General features: G+C 33.5%; 31 protein-coding genes, 1 pseudogene and 1 riboswitch. Of the genes and pseudogenes, 20 read left to right on the plus strand and 12 right to left on the minus strand.

Annotated features, from left to right (window positions below; all coding sequences use genetic code 11):
• Positions 1-34 precede the first annotated feature (34 nt).
• Entirely contained in the window at positions 35-298 is a 264-nt protein-coding gene (locus tag AC4BBX_RS12675; RefSeq protein WP_010736059.1) for a type B 50S ribosomal protein L31, read from the plus strand.
• A gap of 115 nt (positions 299-413) precedes the next feature.
• On the opposite strand, the gene AC4BBX_RS12680 is transcribed toward AC4BBX_RS12675, so the two are convergent.
• From AC4BBX_RS12680 to AC4BBX_RS12695, 4 genes are all read right to left on the minus strand, one after another.
• Positions 414-1,574, minus strand: a complete 1,161-nt coding sequence (locus AC4BBX_RS12680; RefSeq protein WP_490453650.1) for a site-specific integrase — start codon at positions 1,572-1,574, stop codon at positions 414-416.
• Between the two features lie 173 nt (positions 1,575-1,747).
• The gene (locus AC4BBX_RS12685) at positions 1,748-2,665 is read right to left on the minus strand and encodes a hypothetical protein (protein ID WP_490454177.1); all 918 of its coding nucleotides are present in this window, start codon (positions 2,663-2,665) and stop codon (positions 1,748-1,750) included.
• A gap of 30 nt (positions 2,666-2,695) precedes the next feature.
• On the minus strand, positions 2,696-3,241 hold the full coding sequence (locus AC4BBX_RS12690) for a hypothetical protein (protein ID WP_490454178.1): 546 nt from the start codon (positions 3,239-3,241) through the stop codon (positions 2,696-2,698).
• Positions 3,242-3,260: 19 nt separating this feature from the next.
• A complete protein-coding gene (locus AC4BBX_RS12695) occupies positions 3,261-4,076 on the minus strand; it encodes an exonuclease domain-containing protein (protein ID WP_490454179.1) in 816 nt (271 codons plus the stop codon).
• Between the two features lie 100 nt (positions 4,077-4,176).
• Here AC4BBX_RS12695 and AC4BBX_RS12700 point away from each other — a divergent pair.
• From AC4BBX_RS12700 to AC4BBX_RS12725, 6 genes and pseudogenes are all read left to right on the plus strand, one after another.
• Positions 4,177-5,136 (plus strand): annotated as a pseudogene (locus tag AC4BBX_RS12700) (IS30 family transposase).
• Positions 5,137-5,424: 288 nt separating this feature from the next.
• Positions 5,425-5,634: a hypothetical protein gene (locus tag AC4BBX_RS12705; RefSeq protein ID WP_490454180.1), complete on the plus strand. Its 210-nt coding sequence runs from the start codon at positions 5,425-5,427 to the stop codon at positions 5,632-5,634.
• Positions 5,635-5,686: 52 nt separating this feature from the next.
• Entirely contained in the window at positions 5,687-6,157 is a 471-nt protein-coding gene (locus AC4BBX_RS12710; RefSeq protein WP_490454181.1) for a thioredoxin family protein, read from the plus strand.
• Between the two features lie 44 nt (positions 6,158-6,201).
• Complete coding sequence (locus tag AC4BBX_RS12715; protein ID WP_490454182.1) at positions 6,202-6,723, plus strand: hypothetical protein; 522 nt, start codon at positions 6,202-6,204, stop codon at positions 6,721-6,723.
• 98 nt (positions 6,724-6,821) lie between these two features.
• Entirely contained in the window at positions 6,822-7,382 is a 561-nt protein-coding gene (gene lepB, locus AC4BBX_RS12720; RefSeq protein ID WP_490454183.1) for a signal peptidase I, read from the plus strand.
• Between the two features lie 149 nt (positions 7,383-7,531).
• On the plus strand, positions 7,532-7,903 hold the full coding sequence (locus AC4BBX_RS12725) for a BlaI/MecI/CopY family transcriptional regulator (RefSeq protein WP_490454184.1): 372 nt from the start codon (positions 7,532-7,534) through the stop codon (positions 7,901-7,903).
• Positions 7,904-7,993: 90 nt separating this feature from the next.
• Here the strand turns inward: AC4BBX_RS12725 and AC4BBX_RS12730 are convergent, their stop codons facing one another.
• Positions 7,994-9,166, minus strand: a complete 1,173-nt coding sequence (locus AC4BBX_RS12730) for an IS256-like element IS256 family transposase (protein WP_432481157.1) — start codon at positions 9,164-9,166, stop codon at positions 7,994-7,996.
• 62 nt (positions 9,167-9,228) lie between these two features.
• Here AC4BBX_RS12730 and AC4BBX_RS12735 point away from each other — a divergent pair, with 62 nt between their 5' ends.
• The 5 genes from AC4BBX_RS12735 to AC4BBX_RS12755 all read left to right on the plus strand — a co-directional run bounded on the left by AC4BBX_RS12735 (position 9,229) and on the right by AC4BBX_RS12755 (position 12,903).
• Positions 9,229-10,353 (plus strand): M56 family metallopeptidase, encoded by a 1,125-nt coding sequence (locus tag AC4BBX_RS12735; RefSeq protein WP_490454185.1) that lies wholly within the window; start codon positions 9,229-9,231, stop codon positions 10,351-10,353.
• Positions 10,350-10,559 (plus strand): hypothetical protein, encoded by a 210-nt coding sequence (locus AC4BBX_RS12740; RefSeq protein ID WP_490454186.1) that lies wholly within the window; start codon positions 10,350-10,352, stop codon positions 10,557-10,559. The genes AC4BBX_RS12735 and AC4BBX_RS12740 overlap by 4 nt, the downstream gene beginning before the upstream one ends.
• A gap of 265 nt (positions 10,560-10,824) precedes the next feature.
• A complete protein-coding gene (locus AC4BBX_RS12745) occupies positions 10,825-12,249 on the plus strand; it encodes a Y-family DNA polymerase (protein WP_490454187.1) in 1,425 nt (474 codons plus the stop codon).
• A complete protein-coding gene (locus tag AC4BBX_RS12750; RefSeq protein WP_490454188.1) occupies positions 12,246-12,614 on the plus strand; it encodes a hypothetical protein in 369 nt (122 codons plus the stop codon). The genes AC4BBX_RS12745 and AC4BBX_RS12750 overlap by 4 nt, the downstream gene beginning before the upstream one ends.
• Entirely contained in the window at positions 12,604-12,903 is a 300-nt protein-coding gene (locus AC4BBX_RS12755) for a DUF5960 family protein (RefSeq protein ID WP_490454189.1), read from the plus strand. Before AC4BBX_RS12750 ends, AC4BBX_RS12755 begins: the two co-directional genes overlap by 11 nt.
• Positions 12,904-13,151: 248 nt before the next feature.
• On the opposite strand, the gene arsC is transcribed toward AC4BBX_RS12755, so the two are convergent.
• From arsC to AC4BBX_RS12790, 7 genes are all read right to left on the minus strand, one after another.
• Positions 13,152-13,562, minus strand: coding sequence for an arsenate reductase (thioredoxin) (gene arsC / locus AC4BBX_RS12760; RefSeq protein ID WP_490455815.1), 411 nt, complete (start codon positions 13,560-13,562; stop codon positions 13,152-13,154).
• A 7-nt stretch (positions 13,563-13,569) separates the two neighbouring features.
• Entirely contained in the window at positions 13,570-14,628 is a 1,059-nt protein-coding gene (gene arsB, locus AC4BBX_RS12765) for an ACR3 family arsenite efflux transporter (RefSeq protein WP_490454190.1), read from the minus strand.
• On the minus strand, positions 14,621-14,965 hold the full coding sequence (locus AC4BBX_RS12770; protein WP_490454191.1) for an ArsR/SmtB family transcription factor: 345 nt from the start codon (positions 14,963-14,965) through the stop codon (positions 14,621-14,623). The genes arsB and AC4BBX_RS12770 overlap by 8 nt, the downstream gene beginning before the upstream one ends.
• Positions 14,966-15,054: 89 nt before the next feature.
• A complete protein-coding gene (locus AC4BBX_RS12775; RefSeq protein ID WP_490454192.1) occupies positions 15,055-15,189 on the minus strand; it encodes a hypothetical protein in 135 nt (44 codons plus the stop codon).
• A gap of 86 nt (positions 15,190-15,275) precedes the next feature.
• Positions 15,276-15,461, minus strand: coding sequence for a hypothetical protein (locus tag AC4BBX_RS12780; RefSeq protein ID WP_490454193.1), 186 nt, complete (start codon positions 15,459-15,461; stop codon positions 15,276-15,278).
• A 2-nt stretch (positions 15,462-15,463) separates the two neighbouring features.
• Positions 15,464-15,691, minus strand: a complete 228-nt coding sequence (locus tag AC4BBX_RS12785; RefSeq protein WP_490454194.1) for a hypothetical protein — start codon at positions 15,689-15,691, stop codon at positions 15,464-15,466.
• A 32-nt stretch (positions 15,692-15,723) separates the two neighbouring features.
• Complete coding sequence (locus AC4BBX_RS12790) at positions 15,724-16,059, minus strand: DNA cytosine methyltransferase (protein ID WP_490454195.1); 336 nt, start codon at positions 16,057-16,059, stop codon at positions 15,724-15,726.
• 517 nt (positions 16,060-16,576) lie between these two features.
• Here AC4BBX_RS12790 and AC4BBX_RS12795 point away from each other — a divergent pair.
• From AC4BBX_RS12795 to AC4BBX_RS12830, 8 genes are all read left to right on the plus strand, one after another.
• A complete protein-coding gene (locus tag AC4BBX_RS12795; RefSeq protein WP_490454196.1) occupies positions 16,577-16,918 on the plus strand; it encodes a hypothetical protein in 342 nt (113 codons plus the stop codon).
• A gap of 8 nt (positions 16,919-16,926) precedes the next feature.
• A complete protein-coding gene (locus tag AC4BBX_RS12800) occupies positions 16,927-17,232 on the plus strand; it encodes an addiction module toxin RelE (RefSeq protein ID WP_490454197.1) in 306 nt (101 codons plus the stop codon).
• Between the two features lie 129 nt (positions 17,233-17,361).
• Positions 17,362-17,452, plus strand: a riboswitch (TPP riboswitch).
• Positions 17,453-17,615: 163 nt separating this feature from the next.
• A complete protein-coding gene (thiW, locus tag AC4BBX_RS12805) occupies positions 17,616-18,140 on the plus strand; it encodes an energy coupling factor transporter S component ThiW (protein ID WP_490454198.1) in 525 nt (174 codons plus the stop codon).
• Positions 18,137-18,973 carry a hydroxyethylthiazole kinase gene (gene thiM / locus AC4BBX_RS12810; protein ID WP_490454199.1) on the plus strand — a complete coding sequence of 279 codons (837 nt, stop codon included), beginning with the start codon at positions 18,137-18,139 and terminating at the stop codon, positions 18,971-18,973. Before thiW ends, thiM begins: the two co-directional genes overlap by 4 nt.
• The gene (gene thiE / locus AC4BBX_RS12815; RefSeq protein WP_490454200.1) at positions 18,964-19,605 is read left to right on the plus strand and encodes a thiamine phosphate synthase; all 642 of its coding nucleotides are present in this window, start codon (positions 18,964-18,966) and stop codon (positions 19,603-19,605) included. Before thiM ends, thiE begins: the two co-directional genes overlap by 10 nt.
• 1 nt (position 19,606) lies before the next feature.
• Entirely contained in the window at positions 19,607-20,449 is an 843-nt protein-coding gene (gene thiD / locus AC4BBX_RS12820) for a bifunctional hydroxymethylpyrimidine kinase/phosphomethylpyrimidine kinase (protein WP_490454201.1), read from the plus strand.
• Between the two features lie 18 nt (positions 20,450-20,467).
• Positions 20,468-21,196 carry an ABC transporter ATP-binding protein gene (locus tag AC4BBX_RS12825; protein WP_490454202.1) on the plus strand — a complete coding sequence of 243 codons (729 nt, stop codon included), beginning with the start codon at positions 20,468-20,470 and terminating at the stop codon, positions 21,194-21,196.
• Positions 21,186-21,956 carry an ABC transporter permease gene (locus AC4BBX_RS12830; protein ID WP_490454203.1) on the plus strand — a complete coding sequence of 257 codons (771 nt, stop codon included), beginning with the start codon at positions 21,186-21,188 and terminating at the stop codon, positions 21,954-21,956. Before AC4BBX_RS12825 ends, AC4BBX_RS12830 begins: the two co-directional genes overlap by 11 nt.
• Positions 21,957-21,971 lie beyond the last annotated feature (15 nt).

Consider the following 21,971-nt stretch of genomic DNA (forward strand, 5'->3'; position numbering starts at 1 on the left):
GCAAATGGCTCAGGGCAAAGGAGAGAAAGCTAAGATGAAAGAAAACATCCATCCAGATTACCATCCAGTAGTATTTTTAGACTCAACTACAGGTTTCAAATTCTTGTCAGGTTCTACTAAAACTTCTCAAGAAACTGTTGAATGGGAAGACGGAAATACTTACCCAGTAATCCGTGTCGAAGTAACTTCTGACTCACATCCATTCTACACTGGTCGTCAAAAATTCACTCAAGCAGATGGACGCGTGGACCGTTTCAACAAAAAATACGGTCTCAAAGACGAAAACGCTGCGGAATAATTTTGAACTTACTAAATGTTGTTCTAACAACGTTTATGAGAGCTTTTCCTGTTATGGGAGAGGCTCTTTTTTTGGTTTGAATACGGTTTTGAATACGGTTTGAAAAAATAGATATTCAACCGCCCATGAAACTAGCAAATTTATCAGCTGTTTCTTCACGTTGACGATCAGTCACATGAGCATAGATATTCATAGTTGTTTTGATGTCAGTGTGGCCCATTCGTTCCTGGACTTCTTTAATTGTCGCTCCTGATTCAAAGAGCAAACTACAATGTGTATGTCGGAAGCCATGAACAGTCATTTTTTCTAGTTGGTGGCCATCTATGATTTTTTTCAAATTGTGATTTAAGAAATCAAGGTATAGAGGTTTGTTCTCGATAGAAGGGAAAAGCAGCTGCGAATCATCTTCTATCTTAATGCCAACTTTGAAAAAGAGTTCCTTTTGCCGGATCCGCCACTGTTTGATTAATCGTAATGTCTCAGAGTCCAAAGAAAGTGTACGAATACTTTTTCTAGTTTTTGGTGGCTGAAAAACTAATTCCCAGCTATCATCAGTTCCTACCGTTGCCAAAGTTTGCCTGACTGATAGACTTTGATGAGCAATATCAATATCCTTCCACCTTAAAGCATGCACTTCACCTTTACGCAAACCAGTATAGGTTAAAATTCGAAACATCAAATAAAGTGGTTCCTGTGTAGTAGCTTTAGCAATGGAAAGAAATTCATGCAGCTGCTCTTTATTGTAATAGGGAGCTTGAAAATCTTCCTCATCGATGGATTGTTGTTTCTTAGGCCGAATAATCCCATTCATTGGATTGGTTGTCAGTAATCTAATGTTGATCGCATACTGAAAAATAGATGCAGTGATACTGATCAAATTAGAATATTTCTTGTAATAAGTAAACCAATGATTCACTTGTTTTTGACAGTATGGAATAGTAATTTTACTAATTTGAAGCTTTCCAAAAAGAGGGAGAATATGTTTCTTTAGTGCCACCTTTTGAACAGTGAAAGTACTTGCCTTTACTGTATTTTTGTATTGTTCTAACCACATCTCGGATATTTCTTCAAAAGTTTTTTTACTGTCCAGGATAAAATCAGGATTCTTTGAAGCTACTTGAATTCGTGCGAGAGCAAGTTTTGCCTCTTGCAAAGTTTTAAAACCACGTTTGGTAGTTCTAAGTTCTTTACCATTTTTAGGATTAATACCTAAATATACCTGGAACATGTAAGCTGTGGATCCATTCTTTTTTTTATATTTTTGTATCTTTGTCATTTTTCTTCATCCTTTCTTAGCCCGCCAGCATGTAGATTAGACGAAAGTTATGTGGCAACACCCCTTTCAATTTGATATAATTATGTATGACAAAGAAGCCTAGTACTATGTAATAAGTTCTTGTTGCGATGCACATCCACTCAATCTTTGGTCGGGGAGAGGGATGTGTTTTTTTATAAGTTAAAGTAATTAAATGCCAAATTATATATTTCTTGATAAACAAATTTGGCGTCTTGCCTAACAGTTCTACCTTTGTTACCGTGAGATGAAAGGTTCCTAAATTTAGCGGCCGCCATAAGTCGATTCTTGTCTCTTTTGTTAATTTTTCCAGTTCTTCTTAATCGTCCTGTTAATTCTGATAATTCGGTAACTTCATCTTCTCCGATTGGACTATTTTCCAGTTCTAAAAGTCGAATAATTAGATTTTCTAGAGCTGTTCCAGCTGCAGATACAGCTGCAAGATATAGTGAGTGATCGTAAGCAGCTAAACTTTCATTTAATGCATATTCGAAATCTTCATCATTAACTGCTTGAATGATGCTAGAAAAGTCTAAGTCTGAATATACATATCTAAAAGCATCTTTTGCAAAATAGGAAGCTTGTTGGTTTAAATGTCTTCTAAATCTTTCTCCGTCTTTCTTTAAGAGATCAGCCATATACTGACCTAGCATGCTTTGATTACCTATTAGGAATTCTTTAGGAGTACTGTGGTAATTTTGCTTTAAAAAATTATCTAACATAAAGGGAACATGGAAATATGTTTTTATTTTATCTTCAATTTTTTCAGAAATAATATATTCTAAGAAATTCTGAGGGTTGTTGTAATTTCGAACATCTTTATAGTAACTAAAGTCTACTTCGCCTAAATCAAGTACTTTACCTGTTCCTTGAGTAATTAAAATTTGGGTTTCAAATTGAATTGCTCTAGGATCACCACTTATTATATAAGCATTTAGCTTACTAATATTTGAAAAGAAAAAAGCATCTGGATTTTCTTGAAAAGCATCAGGATACAATAATTCTAAACGAGATGTATATTCTTCAGATAAAAAATCAATTAACTCTTCTGTAAATTCAATTTTATTTGTCATAATAAATTTTCCAATATCTTCTTTCTTATATTATTTTTTTATCTTATACGGTCGTGTTACAACCTGCTTGGGTAGATCCAATATAAAGGCTAATTTCTCTTCACTGGAATCTGAGCCAATCGTGTATTCAAAGTAAGTTTCATCAATTAAAGGAATCTTTTCATCATCCAATAATACGGTGGGAACTTCACGATCATAGATATTATCTGGATACTTAATTTCTCCACGAATTAGGATATTGTTATCAACAACTTTTTGTGTATATTTTACTTTAGGAAGATAATGAACATATTTGGCGATGTCATACTCATCGACCAAAGAGCGTTTGTATTTGAGTTCTTTTTCAGTCCTAAGTAATTCAAAGAATGCTTTCTCTAATTCAGTAGGATATTCTGTTTCCTTAATCGAATCATAACCAATAAGGTTGATGTCAGTTGTGAAATAATAGCTATCATTCTCGTAGATAGACAGTAGTACAGATTCTCCTGAAGCGATGCCAGCATTGTTTCTTTGTTCATGTGGAATATCCACAAATAAAAATACGAATCCATTTTTCGATGTGATTTTTTTAAGCATTCTAATCCTCCATAAATAATTATTCAAACATTTGTAAAAATTGCTGCTCTCCTATTAATTCTATTTGTTGTCCAGTTTGTAGAAGTTTTTCAGCTTTTATAATTTTTGATGATTTACCATCAGGGGAAGCAACTCGATTTAAGTCTTGTTCACCCATCACAAGAAAATTCGTTAGCCTAGTTACTCCTTTTTCTGGTATTCCGCCGTATGATGCAAAAATTTCCATTGCATTTTTTCGAGGCATACTTAACAATTTTCCTGTAAAACAAGCTTTTTTATCATAGAAAGGATGCTCAGTATCTAAGTTTGTGCGATCTATTGAAGAAAGGATGCTACTAATGTCATATGAACGGCCGTTGTACTTTTTCTTCTTATTAAATCCGGACCCCAAATAACCATCAATTATCCCTAATTTGTAGTATCTGCCCAACCTGTTTAATTCTAATATATCTGGAACACTATATTTTTCACATAAGTACAAAATTATTTTTGCACATGCTTCAGCATCGGATGCTGCATTATGATGTTTAAGATTGATGTTTAATAATTTAGATAGATCCACAAGTCTATAGCTAATTGTTTCTATCAATTGTTTTGATAAAAAGTAACTGTCAAAATAAGTAGCTTTGAAGTCAATGATATTGTATCGTTCATTTGATTCTCTAATAACTCCCATATCAAAGGGAGAATAGTGTGCTACTAAAGGCAATGAATCTATAAAATCTAATATTTCATAAACTAAATCTTTGTAAGTCGGTTTGTTTTCAATCATCGCTTCCGTAATTCCGTGGATAGAGGTATTAAATGAGTCAAACTCTTCTTCAGGATTTATCAATGCGCGAATTGTAAAATTAAGTTAGAAAAATAAAAAAGCCATTTATGGTACACTCAAATTGTATTTCCGACCAAAGAAAACAAAGGAGTGTAAACCATAAATGACCTACAAACATCTTACCATAGACGAACTGACTATGATATAATCTTATTTTCTTCAAGGGACTAAACCGACTGATATTGCCAAACGAATGAAACGCGCTATTCAAACGATTTATACGGTCGTTAATCAATTTAAATTAGGCAAGACAGCACTTGATTATTGGTATCAGTATAAAGAAAATAAGAAAAAATGTGGTAGAAAAGTCATTCAATTACCTGCTCATGAAGTGGATTACATTAAAGAGAAAGTTTCTCTTGGTTGGACGCCTGACACCATTATTGGGCGTCAAGAATTAACTATTTCATGTGGTATGAGAACACTCTACCGTTTGTTTTCTAAAGGAATATTTGATGTTGAAACACTACCTATGAAAGGGAAAAGAAAACCTAATGGCCATCAGGAAAAACGTGGAAAACAACAGTTTAAGCGTTCAATCCATAATCGACTTGATAATTATCCAGATTTCAATTCTGAATTCGGTCACCTTGAAGGTGATACAATTGTTGGCGTTCATCATAAAAGTGCCGTCATTACTTTGGTTGAAAGATTATCTAAAGTAATTATCACGATTAAACCTAACGGCCGTAAGGCATCAGATATTGAAACTGCCCTTAACTGTTGGTTTTCTCGCTTTCCTAAAAACTTCTTTAAATCCATTACCTTTGACTGTGGAAAAGAATTTTCTAACTGGAAAACTGTCAGTAATCAGCATGATATTGCTATTTATTTTGCTGATCCTGGAACACCTTCTCAACGTCCATTAAACGAGAATTCCAACGGGATTCTACGTCGTAACGGATTACCAAAATCAATGGATTTTAGAGAAGTTGACCAACCATTTATTTCAAGCGTCAGCAATCAACGTAATCATATTCCAAGAAAATTCTTGAATTACAAAACACCTATCGAAGTATTTTTGAGCTATGTACAAGAAGCATTTTATTCTAACTTAATTTGACAAATCATAAACAATTTATAAATAGCTTCATTTAGAAAATTATCTATAAAATTTTAGATCAAGTATAAATTGTGGGTCTGAAATAGAAGATAAAAGAAGAGTATCAATAATAAGTTAAAAAATTGATTTGTCTAAAAAGTATAGGAATAATAGATAACAAAGAATGAATATTTTTTTTGCAATCGATGTATTTTAATGCTACAATTATACAATTGATTGAATTATAGATGTGTGATTAATTTATATTTACCAAATTTTTAAACTATTTAAAATAAGGCGGGATTTCAAATGAAAATTTTAAAAAATTTTTTGTCAAATTTATTTGTTATTTGGTTTGGTGGGATAGGGCTAATGGTTTCTATTCAATTTCTTTTTGGACAAGATACGGTAGAAACAAAAAAGGAAATATGGGGGTATCTTTTAATTTTGTCTGTCCTTTTAACTATAATAAAGATAATATTTATAAAAAAAAATGTCGAAACTAAAAAAGACTATTGAAATATATTTTTACATTTGATATATTATTTTATATAAAGAGAGGGATTAGCTTATGAGAAAGTTACTAAACTATTTTATTTTATTGATAGCTTTATTGAGTCTGTCTTCATGTAAACAAATTAATGAGGAGACGGATACTACAAGTAATTTTGATCAAGAAATTGCTGAATATGAAAAAAATAGCTATAAAGAAAATATTAGTTTTTTTGAAACAATTTCTGCAGCTGACTTAATTAATAGTAATACCGAAAAAAATTCTTTTGTATATTTTGGGCGAGAAACATGTCCCTTTTGTCTTGCATTTGTGCCTGAATTGGCTGCTATAACAGTATCAGAAGAAGTTAAGGTCTATAATGTTGATACTGAAAATTCAGAAACAGATAATGAACTGAAAGAAGCTCGAGATTTATATAATGTTAAATATGTTCCTACTCTTATTTATATTCATTCAGACAAATCTTTTGAAGAATTCGATTTTGATAATGATAAAGATTTATATTCCTGGATTAAGCAATATAAATAAGTGATGGAAATTTTTAAAAATTTTAGAAGAAAGTAGGTAAGAAAATGGAAAAAAGAAAAAATGGAACAAAGGTAAAGATTTTTTCAGTTGTGTTAGCGTTATTGATAGGGTTGTTGCCAGTGTTTAACTTAGGTAGTGCTGTTGCATATGCTTCAGAAGCGAATGAAGTTGAGGAGAACGCTAAGGTTTTAGAATATATATTCACAGAACTTTATACTAAAGATGAGTCTGGTTTATATGTTTTAAATGAAGATGAGTTGGAAAAATCAGAGTATTCTTCCGATGATTTAAAAGCAGCAGAGTTGATTGTCCAATTAGTAAATGGTGAAGAAATGGATAGCAGTCTAATAACAACTATGAGCTGGAAAGATACTGTTGCACGTTGTATTCAAGATGCATATGGTATTGGAAAGAAAGTTTTAAATGAAATTATGAAGGAAATCGAAAAAGGTAATTACATCGCAGCTGCTGGGAAATTAACTTCTGCAGTTGGTGCAGGAACAATTCTTGGAAAACCAGCTGCATTAGCATTTATCCTATTATGTGGAGCTGAAAATGTTTCATAAATAGATTGAAAATTTTAGTCTACGTATCAAGTATAAATGCTTGATACGTATTTTTTTCGAATTTATATCTCAAATAAGAAAGAAGGTCTTAAATTAGAATGAAGCTTTTTCTTAAAAAAAATGGTAAGTTTTTATTATTTATAGCGATTTTATGGATTATACCCATTTTTTTATTAGGTAACGTGAGTATAGAAGGGCACTCTATGGAACCAACTTTAAAGAATGGGGAAAAAATTATAATTTCAAAAATATTTACCATTAAGCGATATGATATTATTGTAAGCAAGGAGCCAGATCAAAATGTTTATATGATAAAAAGAGTTATAGGGATGCCAGGAGACACTGTGATATTTCAGGATGATACTCTAATTGTTAATGGAAAAATACAGAATGAAGACTATTTAAATGATTTTAAAAAGAAATTTAATACAGATAGGATGAAACAAGAGTTTTCTTATAATTCAACATATCAAAAAATTGCCCAACAATCTAAAAACTTTACAAGTGACTTCGAGACTCAAGTGCCTTCTGATAAGTATTTAGTACTGGGAGATAATAGGTTGATTTCAAAAGATTCTAGATTTTTTGGTTTTGTTGATAAAGATTTAGTGAAAGGAAAATTTATATTTAAATATTGGCCATTACTTGATGGATATTAATTGTTTCAACTGTATATCCGTATCACTGAGTACAAAGATGACTCTAAACTCAATATTTTATTATTATTATTATTATAATGTTTTTTCTACATTGATATTTTTTTATTTGAATTGTACAATGATATTATACTGAAAAGGAGGAGATCTCAGTGACTAAAGTAACAAAAGTTGAAAGAGAAGTTTTAGAAGTTTTATGGGAATCAAATGAACCGTTATCTATTAGAGATATTATATCTAAAAATGCTAAACTAAATAAAAATACTGTCCCTGTTGTTGTAAGAAAGCTAATAGGAAAGAAACTCATAGAAGTTGCTTATATTAAAAAAAATAACAAATCTTTTGCTCAATTTTTTAATCCGACAATTACCAAAGAAAAATTTGTTCAAAAAGATTTATCCCCCAAGAATTTAAAACTCATAGTAGCGAATTTTATTGAAAGTAGTGAAAATGAAAAGGAGTTGGATTTATTAGAAGAGTTAATAGCTAATAAGCGTAAAAAATTAAACGAGGAGGGAAAATAATGATTTTTTCTTTATCTTCACTTCTTGTTTCACTTGCTGTAGTCAAGTCCAGACTCCTGTGTAAAATGCTATACAATGTTTTTACCATTTCTACTTATCAAAATTGATGTATTTTCTTGAAGAATAAATCCATTCATCATGCAGGTCCATAAGAACGGCTCCAATTAAGCGATTGGCTGATGTTTGATTGGGGAAGATGCGAATAATCTTTTCTCTTCTGCGTACTTCTTGATTCAGTCGTTCAATTAGATTGGTACTCTTTAGTCGATTGTGGGAATTTCCTTGTACGGTATATTGAAAGGCGTCTTCGAATCCATCATCCAATGATGCGCAAGCTTTTGAATATTTTGGTTGATCGATATAATCATGAATCAATCGATTTTTAGCCTCACGCGCTAAGTTAATATCTGTGAACTTAAAAATTCCTTTAACAGCTTCTCTGAAAGATTTTGAATTTTTTTTAGGAATGGTGGTAAAGATATTTCTTAGGAAGTGAACTTGGCATCTTTGCCAACTTACGTTGGTGAAGGATTTTCTAATGGCAGAGACTAATCCTTTGTGCGCATCAGAAATAACGAGTTCCGTACCTTGTAAACCGCGTTCTTTTAGGTATTCAAAAAATGTTGTCCAGGTCTCTTCGCTTTCGCCACTTTGAATCATGAAGCCGATAATTTCACGGTCGCCATCTTTGGTTATTCCAATCGCTATATGACAGCTTTTTGAGAGTACTCGATTTTCTTCTCGTACTTTTATATAGAGTACATCGGTCATTAAGTAAGGATAATTTTTTTCTGATAATAAACGATTCTGCCACTCGTTAACCATAGGTTCTAGCTGTTCTGTTAAGCTAGAAACGAAGGACTTAGAGACGGATTTACCACAAAGTTCTTCCACAATTTTTGATACTTTACGAGTTGAAACGCCTGATACATACATTTCCAACATTGAAGCCATGAGGGCTTTTTCGTTTCGTTGATAACGTTCAAACACTGTGGGTGAAAAATGGCCATCACGTGTTCTGGGTACTTTTAATTCTAGCGTGCCTAAACGTGTCGTAAAGCTGCGCTCATAATAGCCATTTCGTTGACTTTGTCGGTTTTCTGTTCGTTCATATTCTTTTGCTTGAATATATTCTGTTCGTTGATTTTCCATTAGTTGATTAAATACCGTTGTTAAAATATTTTTAGAAACGTCATCCTTTACAGAATATTCAATAATGCTTTGAATCTCTTCGCTTTTCAGTGTAAAATGTACTTGGGTCATGTAAAAGTCCTCCTGGGTATGTTTTTGTCGTTAAAAACATTGTACCGTAAAAGGACTGTTATATGGCCTTTTTACTTTTACACAATTATACGGACTTTATCCTTGCTGTCATTATGCTATTAACTATTCTTTTAACTTTTCAATTAAGAATTGAAAGAATTGGCAAATATATTAAATATAATCATGTACTTTTAATTTATCTTTTTATTTTTCTAAGATTGATGCTTCCTTTTGAATGGGATTGGACTAAAACAATTCCCTCATCAGTAGTTATGCCAGCTGTTCAAAACTTTTTATTAACGAATATTAACTTATTCAATGGTTTAAATGTAAGTATCATCTTAGCTTTTATCTGGATTATTGGTTTTGTCATTAAATTATTCTTTTTGCTGAAGGAAATGATTGTTTTAAGTAGATATAGCAAAAATTCCAATAATAAATTGCAAGATTTTAAGTCAAAATTTTCTTGGATTGATGAGAAATTAGTCACTGTCATTTATATTAATTTTGATATTAATTCACCAATGTTAGTTAATGCCTTTCAACCGGCGATATTGATACCAAATATCTCTTATTCAGAAGAGGAGTTAGAATTTATTCTTTTACATGAAGTACAACATATAAAAAATAAAGACCTGCTCATTAAAATACTGATAGAATTATTTATTTGTGTTTATTGGTGGTTTCTTCCAATCTATTTATTGAAAAATCAATTGAATTTACTAATAGAGTTAAGAGTTGACAGCCTTGTTACAAGTGAATTGCCTGATTGTAAAAAGTTGGATTATATTGAAAGTTTAGTAACTGTGAAAAAGAAAGGGAAAAGAAGAGGGGATCGTTTTAATTATAGTTTAAGTAGTTCTTTCATTGGAGATAAAAAATTACTACTTACTAAGAGGATGAACTTATTTTTTGATAGAGATTCCAATAATAAACTTAATCGCTTATCCTTTCTTCCAGTCATTTTCATGCTCCTATTGCTACCATTTGTTGTATTTGAGCCATATCAAATAGATTCAGAAACTCAAAAAACGACTATAGAGTTAACCGACGAGCAAAATTTTATTATTGAAAATGAAAATGGCGAATTTTTTTTATACGAAAATAATGAAGAAATGGGATTAATTAATAATCCATATGTAGAACCATTTGATGAATTAAAAATTTATAAGGAGGAGAACTTTTGATAATAAAATCATTTATTTTATCTAGTTTGCTTATGTCGTTTTCTACAACACCTATAGAAAAACAACCTGTTTTAGTAGAGGAAATTCGTATTGAAACGCAAGCTCAAATTATAGGCTGGCGTATAAAGGTAGAGAATGGAATAGTATATAAAAGACAATACAATTATTCTACACAACAATGGATAGGCGAGTGGGTTCGCGCATAAAAACTGTCTGTACTAAAAAAGTATGAATTATCACGTTTAAAAATCTACCAACGTATTCGAAATAAAGATAGAGAGGTGGATTATTCAGAGGCGGATATCAATCAACTGTTATCATTTTTATGCTCGCTTAATAGTTAAGTGAATTTAGTTCAGAGTACCTCTAAAATTCATAGGGGTACTCTTTTTCTGGTTTAATACTTGTAAAAGAGAACGTAAGTTCGTATAATGGTGATATAAAAACCAAATTTTGTTGGAGGTAGGGTCTATGGGAATTATTGATTATAGCAAAGAACCTAAGTCTGACATCGCGTTTTTTGATATAAAATCCTTTTATGCCAGTGTTGAGTGCGTAGAACGTGGTCTAAATCCTCTATCAACTTCTCTGTGTGTTATGAGTAGGGCAGACAATAGTGAAGGTCTAATTTTGGCGAGTTCTCCTACTTTCAAAAAAATATTTGGCCGCGATAATGTTGGTAGAAGTTATGATTTACCATTTGATATTAGAACTAGAAAATTTCGCAGTTTCATTGCAAAAAAAAATAATATTCCAATTACAAAAGAATACATTCAATTTATTGAAGGGTGGGCGAAACGAACGCTAATTGTGCCACCGAGAATGACCTTATATATCGAACGAAATATTGAGATTCAGCAGATTTTACAAAACTATGCACCACCGGAAGAAATTTTACCTTACTCTATCGACGAAGGATTTATCGATTTAACCAAATCCTTAAATTATTTTGTTAAAGATACCAACATTTCTAGAAGAGAAAAATTAGATTTATTATCAAGCAAAATCCAACATGACATATGGAAAAAAACAGGTGTATATTCGACAGTTGGCATGAGTAACTCCAATCCTCTTTTAGCAAAACTAGCATTAGACAATGAGGCCAAACATACAAAAACAATGCGTGCTAATTGGTCATATGAAGATGTAGAAACTAAAGTTTGGAATATCAATGAAATGACTGATTTTTGGGGAATCGGACAACGAACTAAACTTCGCTTAAATAAATTAGGTATTTATTCTATCAAAGAATTAGCTAATACTAATCCTGATATTCTCAAAAAAGAATTTGGTGTAATTGGTGTACAATTATTTTTCCATACTAACGGTGTCGATGAAAGTAAAGTAACACAACCTTATAAGCCTAAATCAAAAGGCATTGGTAATTCACAAGTTCTTCATAAGGACTATATTCATGAAAGAGATATTGAATTGGTTCTTTCTGAAATGGCTGAACAAGTGGCGATTCGTTTGCGGAGAAGTCATAAAAAAGCCACTGTCGTTTCTATCTATGTAGGATTTTCTAGAGATATGGAAAAAAAATCCATTAGTGTACAGAAAAAAGTTAATCCGACACAAAACACTCAAATTCTTATCAGACATGTATTAGATTTATTTAGGAAAAAATACACATATGGTGCTGTCCGAAATATAGCTGTTCGATATGATGGACTTGTAGACGAAGCTTATACTATCTATACGCTTTTTGACAATGTGGAGGAAATTGAACGAATGGAAGCATTAGAAAAGACTATAGATCAAATCAGAGATAAACATGGATTTCTGGCTATTCAAAAAGCTACAGTCTTATTCGAAAACTCCAGGAGTATTGCAAGAAGTAAACTCGTGGGTGGTCATGCAGCAGGAGGAGCTGGTGGATTGGATGGATTAAAATGAGTGTCGATCGTAGTTACTTACCGTTTAAATCCGCTAGGGAATATCAAGACAGAAAAATGGCTAAGTGGATGGGATTTTTTCTTTCTGAACATTCTGCAGCTCTAAATGAAACTGGTCAATTAATCGATTTTAAGAATGCTTTATCATTAGGCGAAAAAGTGTTGTTACTGAATCAAGCTTACACCAATAAATTGACAGTAAACTTTAATTATGTAGAAAACGAAAAAATAAAAATTATAACCGGTTCAATAAATCAAGTATCAACGGAAGAAATCAACATAAGAACAAAAGAAAACTATTATTTAGTTAAAATGGATGATTTAATCAACATTAGTTTAGCGGAGGAGATTGATAGTGAAAACTAAAAAATTTAGACAAAACGAAATTCAATTCGATTATTTTAGTGACAATTACCATCAATTTGAAGAAGATTTTTATGAATTTTCCGCTTTAAACACCCCTTTAACGTTTTTAAGTGATGATATTTTATTATCAATGGCCAGTGCACAAAAAAATTACTTTAAGCTGAATCGACAAAATGCAATTGATGCACAAGATCATTTTTTCATTTTTAAAGTAAGGACACCGAATGAGTCCAATCAGATTCGAGTTTATGAATATCAAGGACACACTCTGTATATTGATGATAAATAACAAAGAGGAAGCAATCAGATATGTTTGATGCTTCCTTTTTGTCTATTCAATGATTAAGGTAATTGTGCAACAATCTTCCAATTATCTGCTTTCTTTAACACTAGTTGATATTGAGAGACAATTTCACTTTTTGTTTCACTGTCCAAGTATCTTAAGTAACTGGGGGAGAACGTGGAATATTGTTCATATCATTCATTCCTTTCCACAAAAAAAGCAATCAAGATTTTTCTTGATTGCTTTTAATAGGCTTATTCTATTTCTAAATTCTGTATTTTTTCCTTGATTACATCTCTAACTTCTCTGAATTTATTCATAATTTCTTCTTCACTACCAGTTGCTTTTGCAGGGTCCTCTAAACCCCAATGGATATGAGTCGCTGATTCTGGAATCACAGGACAATTGTCTTTGGCATCTCCACAAAGGGTAATAATTAAATCTGCTTCATTAAAATATTTTTGGTCGATTAAATCCGACGTTTGAACCGTTATGTCAATGCCATCTTCTTGCATGATTTTAATAGCTCTAGGATTTAAACCATGTGTTTCAATACCAGCACTACGAACTTCAAATCCTTTGTCACTTAAATACTTTTTGCCATAGCCTTCTGCAATTTGGCTACGACATGAATTTCCTGTACACAAAAAATAAACTTTTTTCATCATTTCCTCAATTCTTCGCTGGTTCAAACCAACCGCGAGTTTTATTTACTAATTTTACAAGAAGTAACATCACTGGTACTTCTGTTAAAACACCTACTGTACATACAAGAACAACAGGTGAATTGACCCCAAATAAGGTAATTGCCACAGCAACAGAAAGTTCAAAGAAATCTGAGGCACCTATTAAAGCTGCAGGTGCTGCTACATTATGTGGTTGTTTAGTCAGTTTACAAGCAAAATAAGCAAAATTTGCTGTAATAATATTTTGCAAAACTAGTGGGACGGCAATCATTAAGACATGCCAAGGATTACTAATAATAATACTTCCCTGATAGGTAAAAATAATAATCAACGTTAGCAGTAACCCAATCGTTGTAATTGGATCAAATTTAGGTAAAAATTTTGTTTCAAAGTAATTTAATCCTTTAAATTTAATCACTAAATAGCGAGTTAATGCACCACCAAGCAAAGGGACTAAAACAAACAATGCTACTGAAGCAAAGAGAATCCCCCAAGGAACAAAAACATTGTTGATTCCTAGTAAGAGCGAAACAATTGGAACAAATAAAACGATAATTAGTAAATCATTAATTGATACTTGAACCAGTGTGTGCGCAGGGTCACCTTTCGTCAGATTACTCCAAACAAACACCATAGCCGTACAAGGTGCTGTTCCTAATAAAACTGCCCCAGCAACATAATCCCTTGCTAAATCCGTAGGAATAAAATTGCGAAAAACAACATAAAAGAAGAAGGTTGCGAGCCCAAACATTAAAAACGGCTTAATTAGCCATGCGGTAATACTTGAAATAGCTAGTCCTTGATAATTCTTTCGAACATCTAAAATAGATTTGAAATCAATTTTCATCATCATGGGAAAAATCATAATCCATGTCAATACAGCAATCGGAATATTCACATTCGCAATTTGAATTTTTTCTAATTCTTGAGAAAAGGAAGGGAAAAATTGTCCAATTAGTATTCCTAACATCATACAAAGTAAGACCCAGACCGTCAAATACTTCTCAAAAAAATTAATACCTGTATTTTCTGTTTCTTTAGCCATTTGCATTCGCCTCCGTTTTTCCTTTAGGAGAACATTGGCTTGTTTCATGACAAATACAACTAGATTCACTTGAGAAAAGTTGTTGCATAGAGCCATTAAACTCTTCAACAAAGGTTTCTGTCAGCGCATAATAATGCCAGAGCCCCTTTTTTGTAACGCAAACAATACCTGCTTTTTCTAATACTTTCATGTGGTGAGATAACGTAGGTTGGGTAAAATCAAAATGTTCTAAAATGTCACAGGCACACATGGTTCCACACGATAAAATATCCACTATCTTTAAACGTTTAGAATCAGCTAAAGCTTTTAGTATTAAAGCTATTTTTTCATAATTCATAATTGACACTCCTTATATCGACAGACATCTATGTATTAATATAGATGCTTGTCTATATAAAGTCAATTACTTAATAAAATTCTTTTTTATTAAATTATAAGATAGGTACCATCTGATAACTCAAAAGTGTCTTCCAAAACATCTGGATCAGTTGGTTTTTCTTCAAAATGCGTGAGCTGATTTAATCGCTTCAAGGCATCTTCGTGGGATTCAAAGACATCCAAGTCAATCAATTCATCTAAATAGGGAAACAGGTCGTTTGACTATTTTCTTCTATTAAAAGTGCTAAACGATTGAGTGTCAGAATATCTCAATCATCCATTAATCGAAAAGGGGCTTCCCAATCTTCAATTTCATAACTTTCATCTGTTTCCAATTGTAACTTTTCTCTTAATTCATCTAATGATACTGGTAAGGTGAACCAAGCGGCAATAATCACACCATCGTATTCATAACGACTTAAATTCGATACATACACTTGAATTGTATGACCCATTTTTACACCTCCTTGTATAAATTCCGTATGGTTTGTATTTGATTTTTGACAATCAGTAGGTATTCTTCGACTTCTATCAATTGTTCGGCGATTGCTTGTCGACCTCGTTCTTCTTGTCCATCAATGTGTTGTAAAAACTGGAAATTATTGACAGCCGCAGACAACTGATTAATTGAGTTGTTACATAATAATTGTTGGGCAGCTTTCAACCGTTCACGTTCACTAACCATATGTTTCTCCTTTACCATAGACTTTCGCAACATTAGCTAATATATATTCCGCACAGGGAACAACGATGGAATTCCCTAAACAAATTGGATTTCTTGCCAGCTAATCCTTCACGATTTCCGATGGTGGAAAGGTTCTGACAAGGTGAGCCAAAAGTGACAATATCAACGGGTGGAATTTCTCCACCATGTAATTTTGTTAAGTCTCCCAAATGAATCATATGTGGGAATTGCCGTTTAGTAATACGAATCGGTGCTTTTTCAATTTCACTAGCCCAAAGTGGTGTAATGCCATTTTTTTGAGCCGCTAAAGGAAAGACACCGATACCGTCAAATAGACTTCCTAAAGTAAGACTTGTAATTGTTATCAATTCCTTAAGAATGAAAAAATAGACACCTCATTATTGAAGTGTCTAAATCATTCTGATTATTAGATAGATATTTTCTTTACTAAAACTACTGATAAAACAATATTCTTTAATATACTGGCGAAGTTTTTTTAGTCATAAAAATGACCATACTTTTGACCTTCCTTAGTCGTATGAAAGGGGAAGTATCAGAGTGTATTAGTGAACGAAAAAAGCGAGAAAGTTTGATTAAATACTACTAGAAATCATATCAATATTGAGTACGGTCTCAAAGACGAAAACGCTGCGGAATAATTTTGAACTTACTAAATGTTGTTCTAACAACGTTTATGAGAGCTTTTCCTATTATGGGAGAAGCTCTTTTTTTGGTTTGAATACGGTTTTGACTACCATATTGATTTGCGTATAAAACTACAGAAGACTAATTAATAAGAGAGTATTGCTAAACTTTTACATTTGAAAGGTACTGATAAAGGTGCTATAATTAGTGTTGAAAAAAGTACTTATGGAGGTGGAAATCATGGATTTAGCAAATAAAATTAATGTTCCTTTAACTTCAATCTCAGATATAAAAAAAGCACCAATGAAAATTTTTTCCATGTCAAAAGATAAAAAGTCGGCTGTTTATGTCTTGAATAAGAATAAAGAAGTCGGTGTAATGTTAGACATTGATGAATATAATAAAATGATGGATTTCATTGATAATGCGTATAAATTAATCGATGAGGTAAACGAAATTACTTATCAGCAAAAAGTTATGAGTCGCTTAGAAAATGATACAGGAAACCGTTTGACTAACGAAGAAGTCCTTGGAAAAGATTGGGAAGAAGGACTTGATCGCATCCCAGATGAGTGGGAGTGAAGCAAGTAATGTTTGAATTATTATGGTTTGATGCTGCGAAAGAAGAGTATGATAAACTGGATGGCTCACAAAAAATTCAGGTGAATAAAGGATTACAACGTATTAAAGAACGTGGTATGGATGCTGGAAAGTACTTAGAAAAGAAACGCTATGATTTATCAATGTGCCGTGAGATAAAGATGCGTCGACTTGGCTTACGTATTGTTTTTAAACAGAGTTCAGAAGGCATTGAAATCATTGATATTGTTGTAGTTGCAAAGCGTTCAGATGATGAAGTGTTCAAGTTGGCTGCAAGACGTTTAGGATTAGACTAAATATTTTTACAACATTTATGAGAGCTGTTCCTGTTATGGGAGAGGCTTTTTTTTTGCTCTAAAACAAACAAAAATAAAAATTAAATTGAATTTACTATGAAAGAATGATACTATCTATGTAATTAAATAGATAGTTACTTGGGGTGCCTTTTGGCTGAGATTATACCCATCGAACCTGATTCAGTTAGGACTGACGAAGGGAATGTATAAGATTATACTGGCTTTTTGATGAGTAAAGTATGTGCACCTACCTTTTTTGGGTAGGTTTTTTATTTGCTTACATTCAATACAAGTTGGAAATAATTTGTAAACTCCTTTTGTCAATCGTTTTGACAAAAGGAGTTTTTTGTATGGAAAAACAAAAATGGATAGAGAGGAAGTAGATGAAAGTGAAGTCAGAAAAAATAAAGAAATTAACCATTTTAGCGATGATGATTGCCATTGATTTTGTGTTGTCACCACTATTTCGAATTGAAGGAATGGCTCCTATGTCTAGTGTAGTAAATGTGATAGGAGCAGTAATTATGGGACCTTTGTATGTCACGATTATGGCAAGTGTTTGTGGCATTTTACGAATGGTATTGCTAGGAATTCCACCACTAGCATTAACTGGTGCTATTTTTGGCGCATTGTTTGCAGGCATTTTTTATCGAATCCGACGACATAGGCTAGCGGCAATATTGGGAGAGGTTGTAGGTACAGGAGTGATTGGTTCCTTACTTTCTTATCCTGTTATGGTGTGGTTCACAGGAACAAGAAGCAATCTGTTTTGGTTCGTTTATACGCCACGCTTTCTTGGAGCTACGCTGATTGGCGGTGTAATTGCCTATATCATTATTACGCGATTAAAGAGAATTACTAGATTTCAACAGACGATTCAATTATTTTGGAAAGGAGAAAGCGAATGAAGGAATTAAAAGAAAATTGTCTGTCAGTTTTTCCATTAGTAAATCGTCCTTTGATTCATTGTATAACCAATGAGATTACGGCAGAACTACTTGCGAATGGTTTATTATCAATCAAAGCATCGCCTATGATGGCGGATGCTGAGGAAGAAATGAGAGATGTTTCAAAAAAATCCGATAGTGTTTTATTAAATTTGGGACATCTTTCAGTATCTAAACAACAAGCAATGTTAAAAACAGCTCATTATTGTCAGGAGTTAAGCAAACCTTTTGTCATTGATTTAGTTGGCATTGGTGCGACTTCTGTTAGAAAAGCCTTTGCGGAAAAAATTATTTCCTATTCTCCTACGGTAGTTAAAGGAAATATTTCTGAGATGCGAACTTTTTGCGGTTTATCTAGTCAGGCTAAAGGAGTGGACAGTTTAGCAGAAGATCAGGAGCCACAACAACTGCTTTTATTGGCACAAGCAATGACAGATTTAGGTAAAAAATATCCCGAAACTATTTTTCTTGCGACAGGTGAAATGGACTTAATTAGTAACAAGGATGGCTGTTGGAAATTGCTGAATGGCGTCAGCAATTTAGGTCGGTTTACGGGGACTGGAGATTTGGTTGGGGCATTGATTGCTGGATTATTAGGCGATGAGGTATCACCTTTTGTCGCGGCATTGTCTGGACTGACTTATTTTAATTCTTGTGGAGAAGTCGCTCAGAAATTATTGCAAGCAGATGAAGGATTGGCTAGTTTTCGTCTACGTGTGCTAGATCAGCTCTCACTTTTATGGCGAAAAAATGACTGGATCTTGAATTTGAAAGGGGAAAGAATATGCAATTAAATCCATATCAATTGTATTTAGTAACAGGACGTTTTGGTTTGACGGAAGAAAAATTTTTGGAGGTAGTTGAAGCAGCTTGTAAAAGTGGGGTGACTTGTCTGCAATTACGAGAAAAGACGCTCTCTACAAAAGATTTTTATGAATTAGCATTAAAAGTTAAAAAAATTACGGATCGTTACCAACTGCCTTTAATTATCAATGATCGTGTAGATATTTGCTTAGCAGTCGATGCTGCAGGTGTGCATATTGGTGATGATGAATTACCAATTCACGTGACGCGCCAATTAATTGGCCCCAATCGTTTGCTTGGTGTATCTGCCAAATCAGTAGAACGTGGACAGGAGGCAGAAGAAGCTGGAGCAAATTATCTTGGGACAGGAGCCATCTTTCCAACTCAAACGAAAGAAACACCACTAACACCAATCGCAACCTTAAAGGAAATCGCCCAAACAGTTTCGATTCCAGTGGTGGCAATTGGAGGGATTAAAACCGACAATATCTCAACGTTAAGAGGAACTAAGATTGCTGGGATTGCTGTTGTTAGTGACATTATGTTAGCTTCAAATCCAGAAGAAAAAGTAGAAATATTTAAGGAAGAAATCAATTTACTCAATGAACAGGAGGAAGAATAACATGACTGAAATAAATACAACTCCTCAAGTCGTGACGATAGCAGGATCAGATTCAGGAGGAGGCGCAGGCATTCAAGCCGATTTAAAAACTTTTCAAGCAAGAAATGTCTTTGGAATGAGTATTGTCTTAGCGTTGACAGCTCAAAACACACTAGGCGTTCAAAGCAGTATGACCGTGGATCCTGAATTTATTACGGCTCAATTTGATAGTTTAGCTGCTGATTTTGCTATCCGTGCTTGTAAAACGGGGATGTTAGCAGACACAGAACGAGTGGAAGCGGTGGTAGAAAATCTCAAAAAAGTTAACTTTGGTCCTTTAGTGGTTGATCCAGTGATGATTGCCAAAGGAGGACATCCATTACTAGCTGATTCAGCCATTGCGACAATTAAAACAGAGTTATTACCACTAGCTACATTGGTTACTCCGAATTTACCTGAAGCAGAGGTATTGACGAATCGAAATATCTCAACGGATGAAGAAATGATTCAAGCTGCTTTGGTCATTCGTGATTTAGGAGCTAAAAATGTCTTGATGAAAGGTGGACATCGAGAAAGTTCTGGAGCGAAAGATTTCTTATTGTTAGCCAATGGGGAAAGCTATTGGCTGGAATCTCCTCGAGTTGAAACAGGAAATACCCATGGAACGGGGGACACCTTATCATCGGCGATTGTCGCAGAATTGGCAAAAGGTAAAGACTTGGTCGAAGCAGTTTATCTTGCCAAACGTTATCTACAAGGAGCAATCACTAGTGGCATTCAGGTAGGTCATGGACATGGTCCTGTGAATCATTGGGCAGAACTTTCTAATGATGTGACGATTCAAAAGAATGAGCTAGAGATTTGATAAAAAGGAGTTCTGCCAATGATTACTGTAAAAGATTTAGTTTTTTCCTTTCCTGAAACGCAAGAAGCAACGATTTCCCATGTTGATTTGACGATTAAAGACAATGAATTTTTGACAATTGTGGGTAAGAGTGGTTGTGGGAAAAGTACCTTGTTACGTTTATTGGCGGGACTATTTGCGCCAGATTCTGGAGAGATGTTGTTTAATCAACAAGCGTTAAATCGTAGCCAGGTCGGTTATATGCCACAAAAAGATACGTTATTGCCATGGAAAACAGTGAAACAAAATATTCGATTAGCTCAAACGTTTGATTCCTCTATTCAGTTTTCAGAAGAGGAGTTGGATTATTGGTTAGAGCAAGCGAATCTTTCAGGTTATGGGGAGGCTTTTCCGGATACACTTTCAGGAGGGATGAAACAACGAGCAGCATTTTTAAGGACTTTGCTTACCAAAAGACCTGTGCTGATGTTGGATGAACCCTTTGGCGCCTTGGACAGTTTTACTAGAAATCAGATGCAAGAGTGGTTAGTTCATTTATGGGAACAAGAGAAGAAAACAGTTGTCCTAATCTCCCATGATTTAGAGGAAGCGTTACTATTAAGCGATCGGATTGCCATTATGACGAAAGAAGGAATGCACATTTTCCCTGTCGAACTCCCTCGTCCAAGACATAGCAAGCAACGATTTTCGAAAGAATTTATACAACAGAGAGAAAAGCTGGAAAGGATTTTGACTAATGAAAAATAGCAAAAAACTTCAATTTTTGCCCTTTGTTTTAACCTGTGGTGGTTTGCTAATATTGGTAGAATTGCTGGTAAAACTAAAAGTGGTTCCTGATTTTATCATTCCCAGTCCGACTGGTGTTTTGATATTTTTATGGGAGAATGCGTCAATCCTTCTTTGGCAGCACACGTTAATCACTTTGTGGGAAACTTTATTAGGTTTTACCTTCGCTCTGGTGATTGGTTGTACCTTGGCTATTTGTATGTATCAATTTCCTATTTTTGAACGTTTATTTTATCCGTTTGCCTTATTGTCTCAAACCATCCCAACTATTGCCTTAGCTCCTATTTTTATTTTGTGGTTTGGCTATAGTATTTGGAGTAAAGTGGCTATTTCGTTTTTAATCGCTTTTTTCCCAATTGTTGTTGGCTTGTTTGATGGCATGAAGAGTACTTCGGATGAGTCTCTGGAACTATTTTACTCATTAGGAGCTTCAAAATGGCAAAAACTATGGCACTTAAGTTTTCCAAAAGCCTTGCTACAGTTAATGTCCAGTATAAAATTAGCAATTGTTTATGCCCTTGTTGGTGCAAGTATTGGTGAATGGATTGGTTCTGCTAAAGGTTTAGGTTATTATAGCCGACGAATGTCAGGAAACTTGAATGCAGAAGGTGTGTTTGCGGCAATCACCTTATTGTCGCTCATGGGAATTGTCCTTTTTTTACTCGTCAGTCTACTAGAGAAAAAAGTCATTTTTTGGAAGCAAGTTAAAAAGAAATCATAAGAATAAAAGGAGATG

It is taken from the genome of Enterococcus sp. AMC1157, from assembly GCF_058216555.1.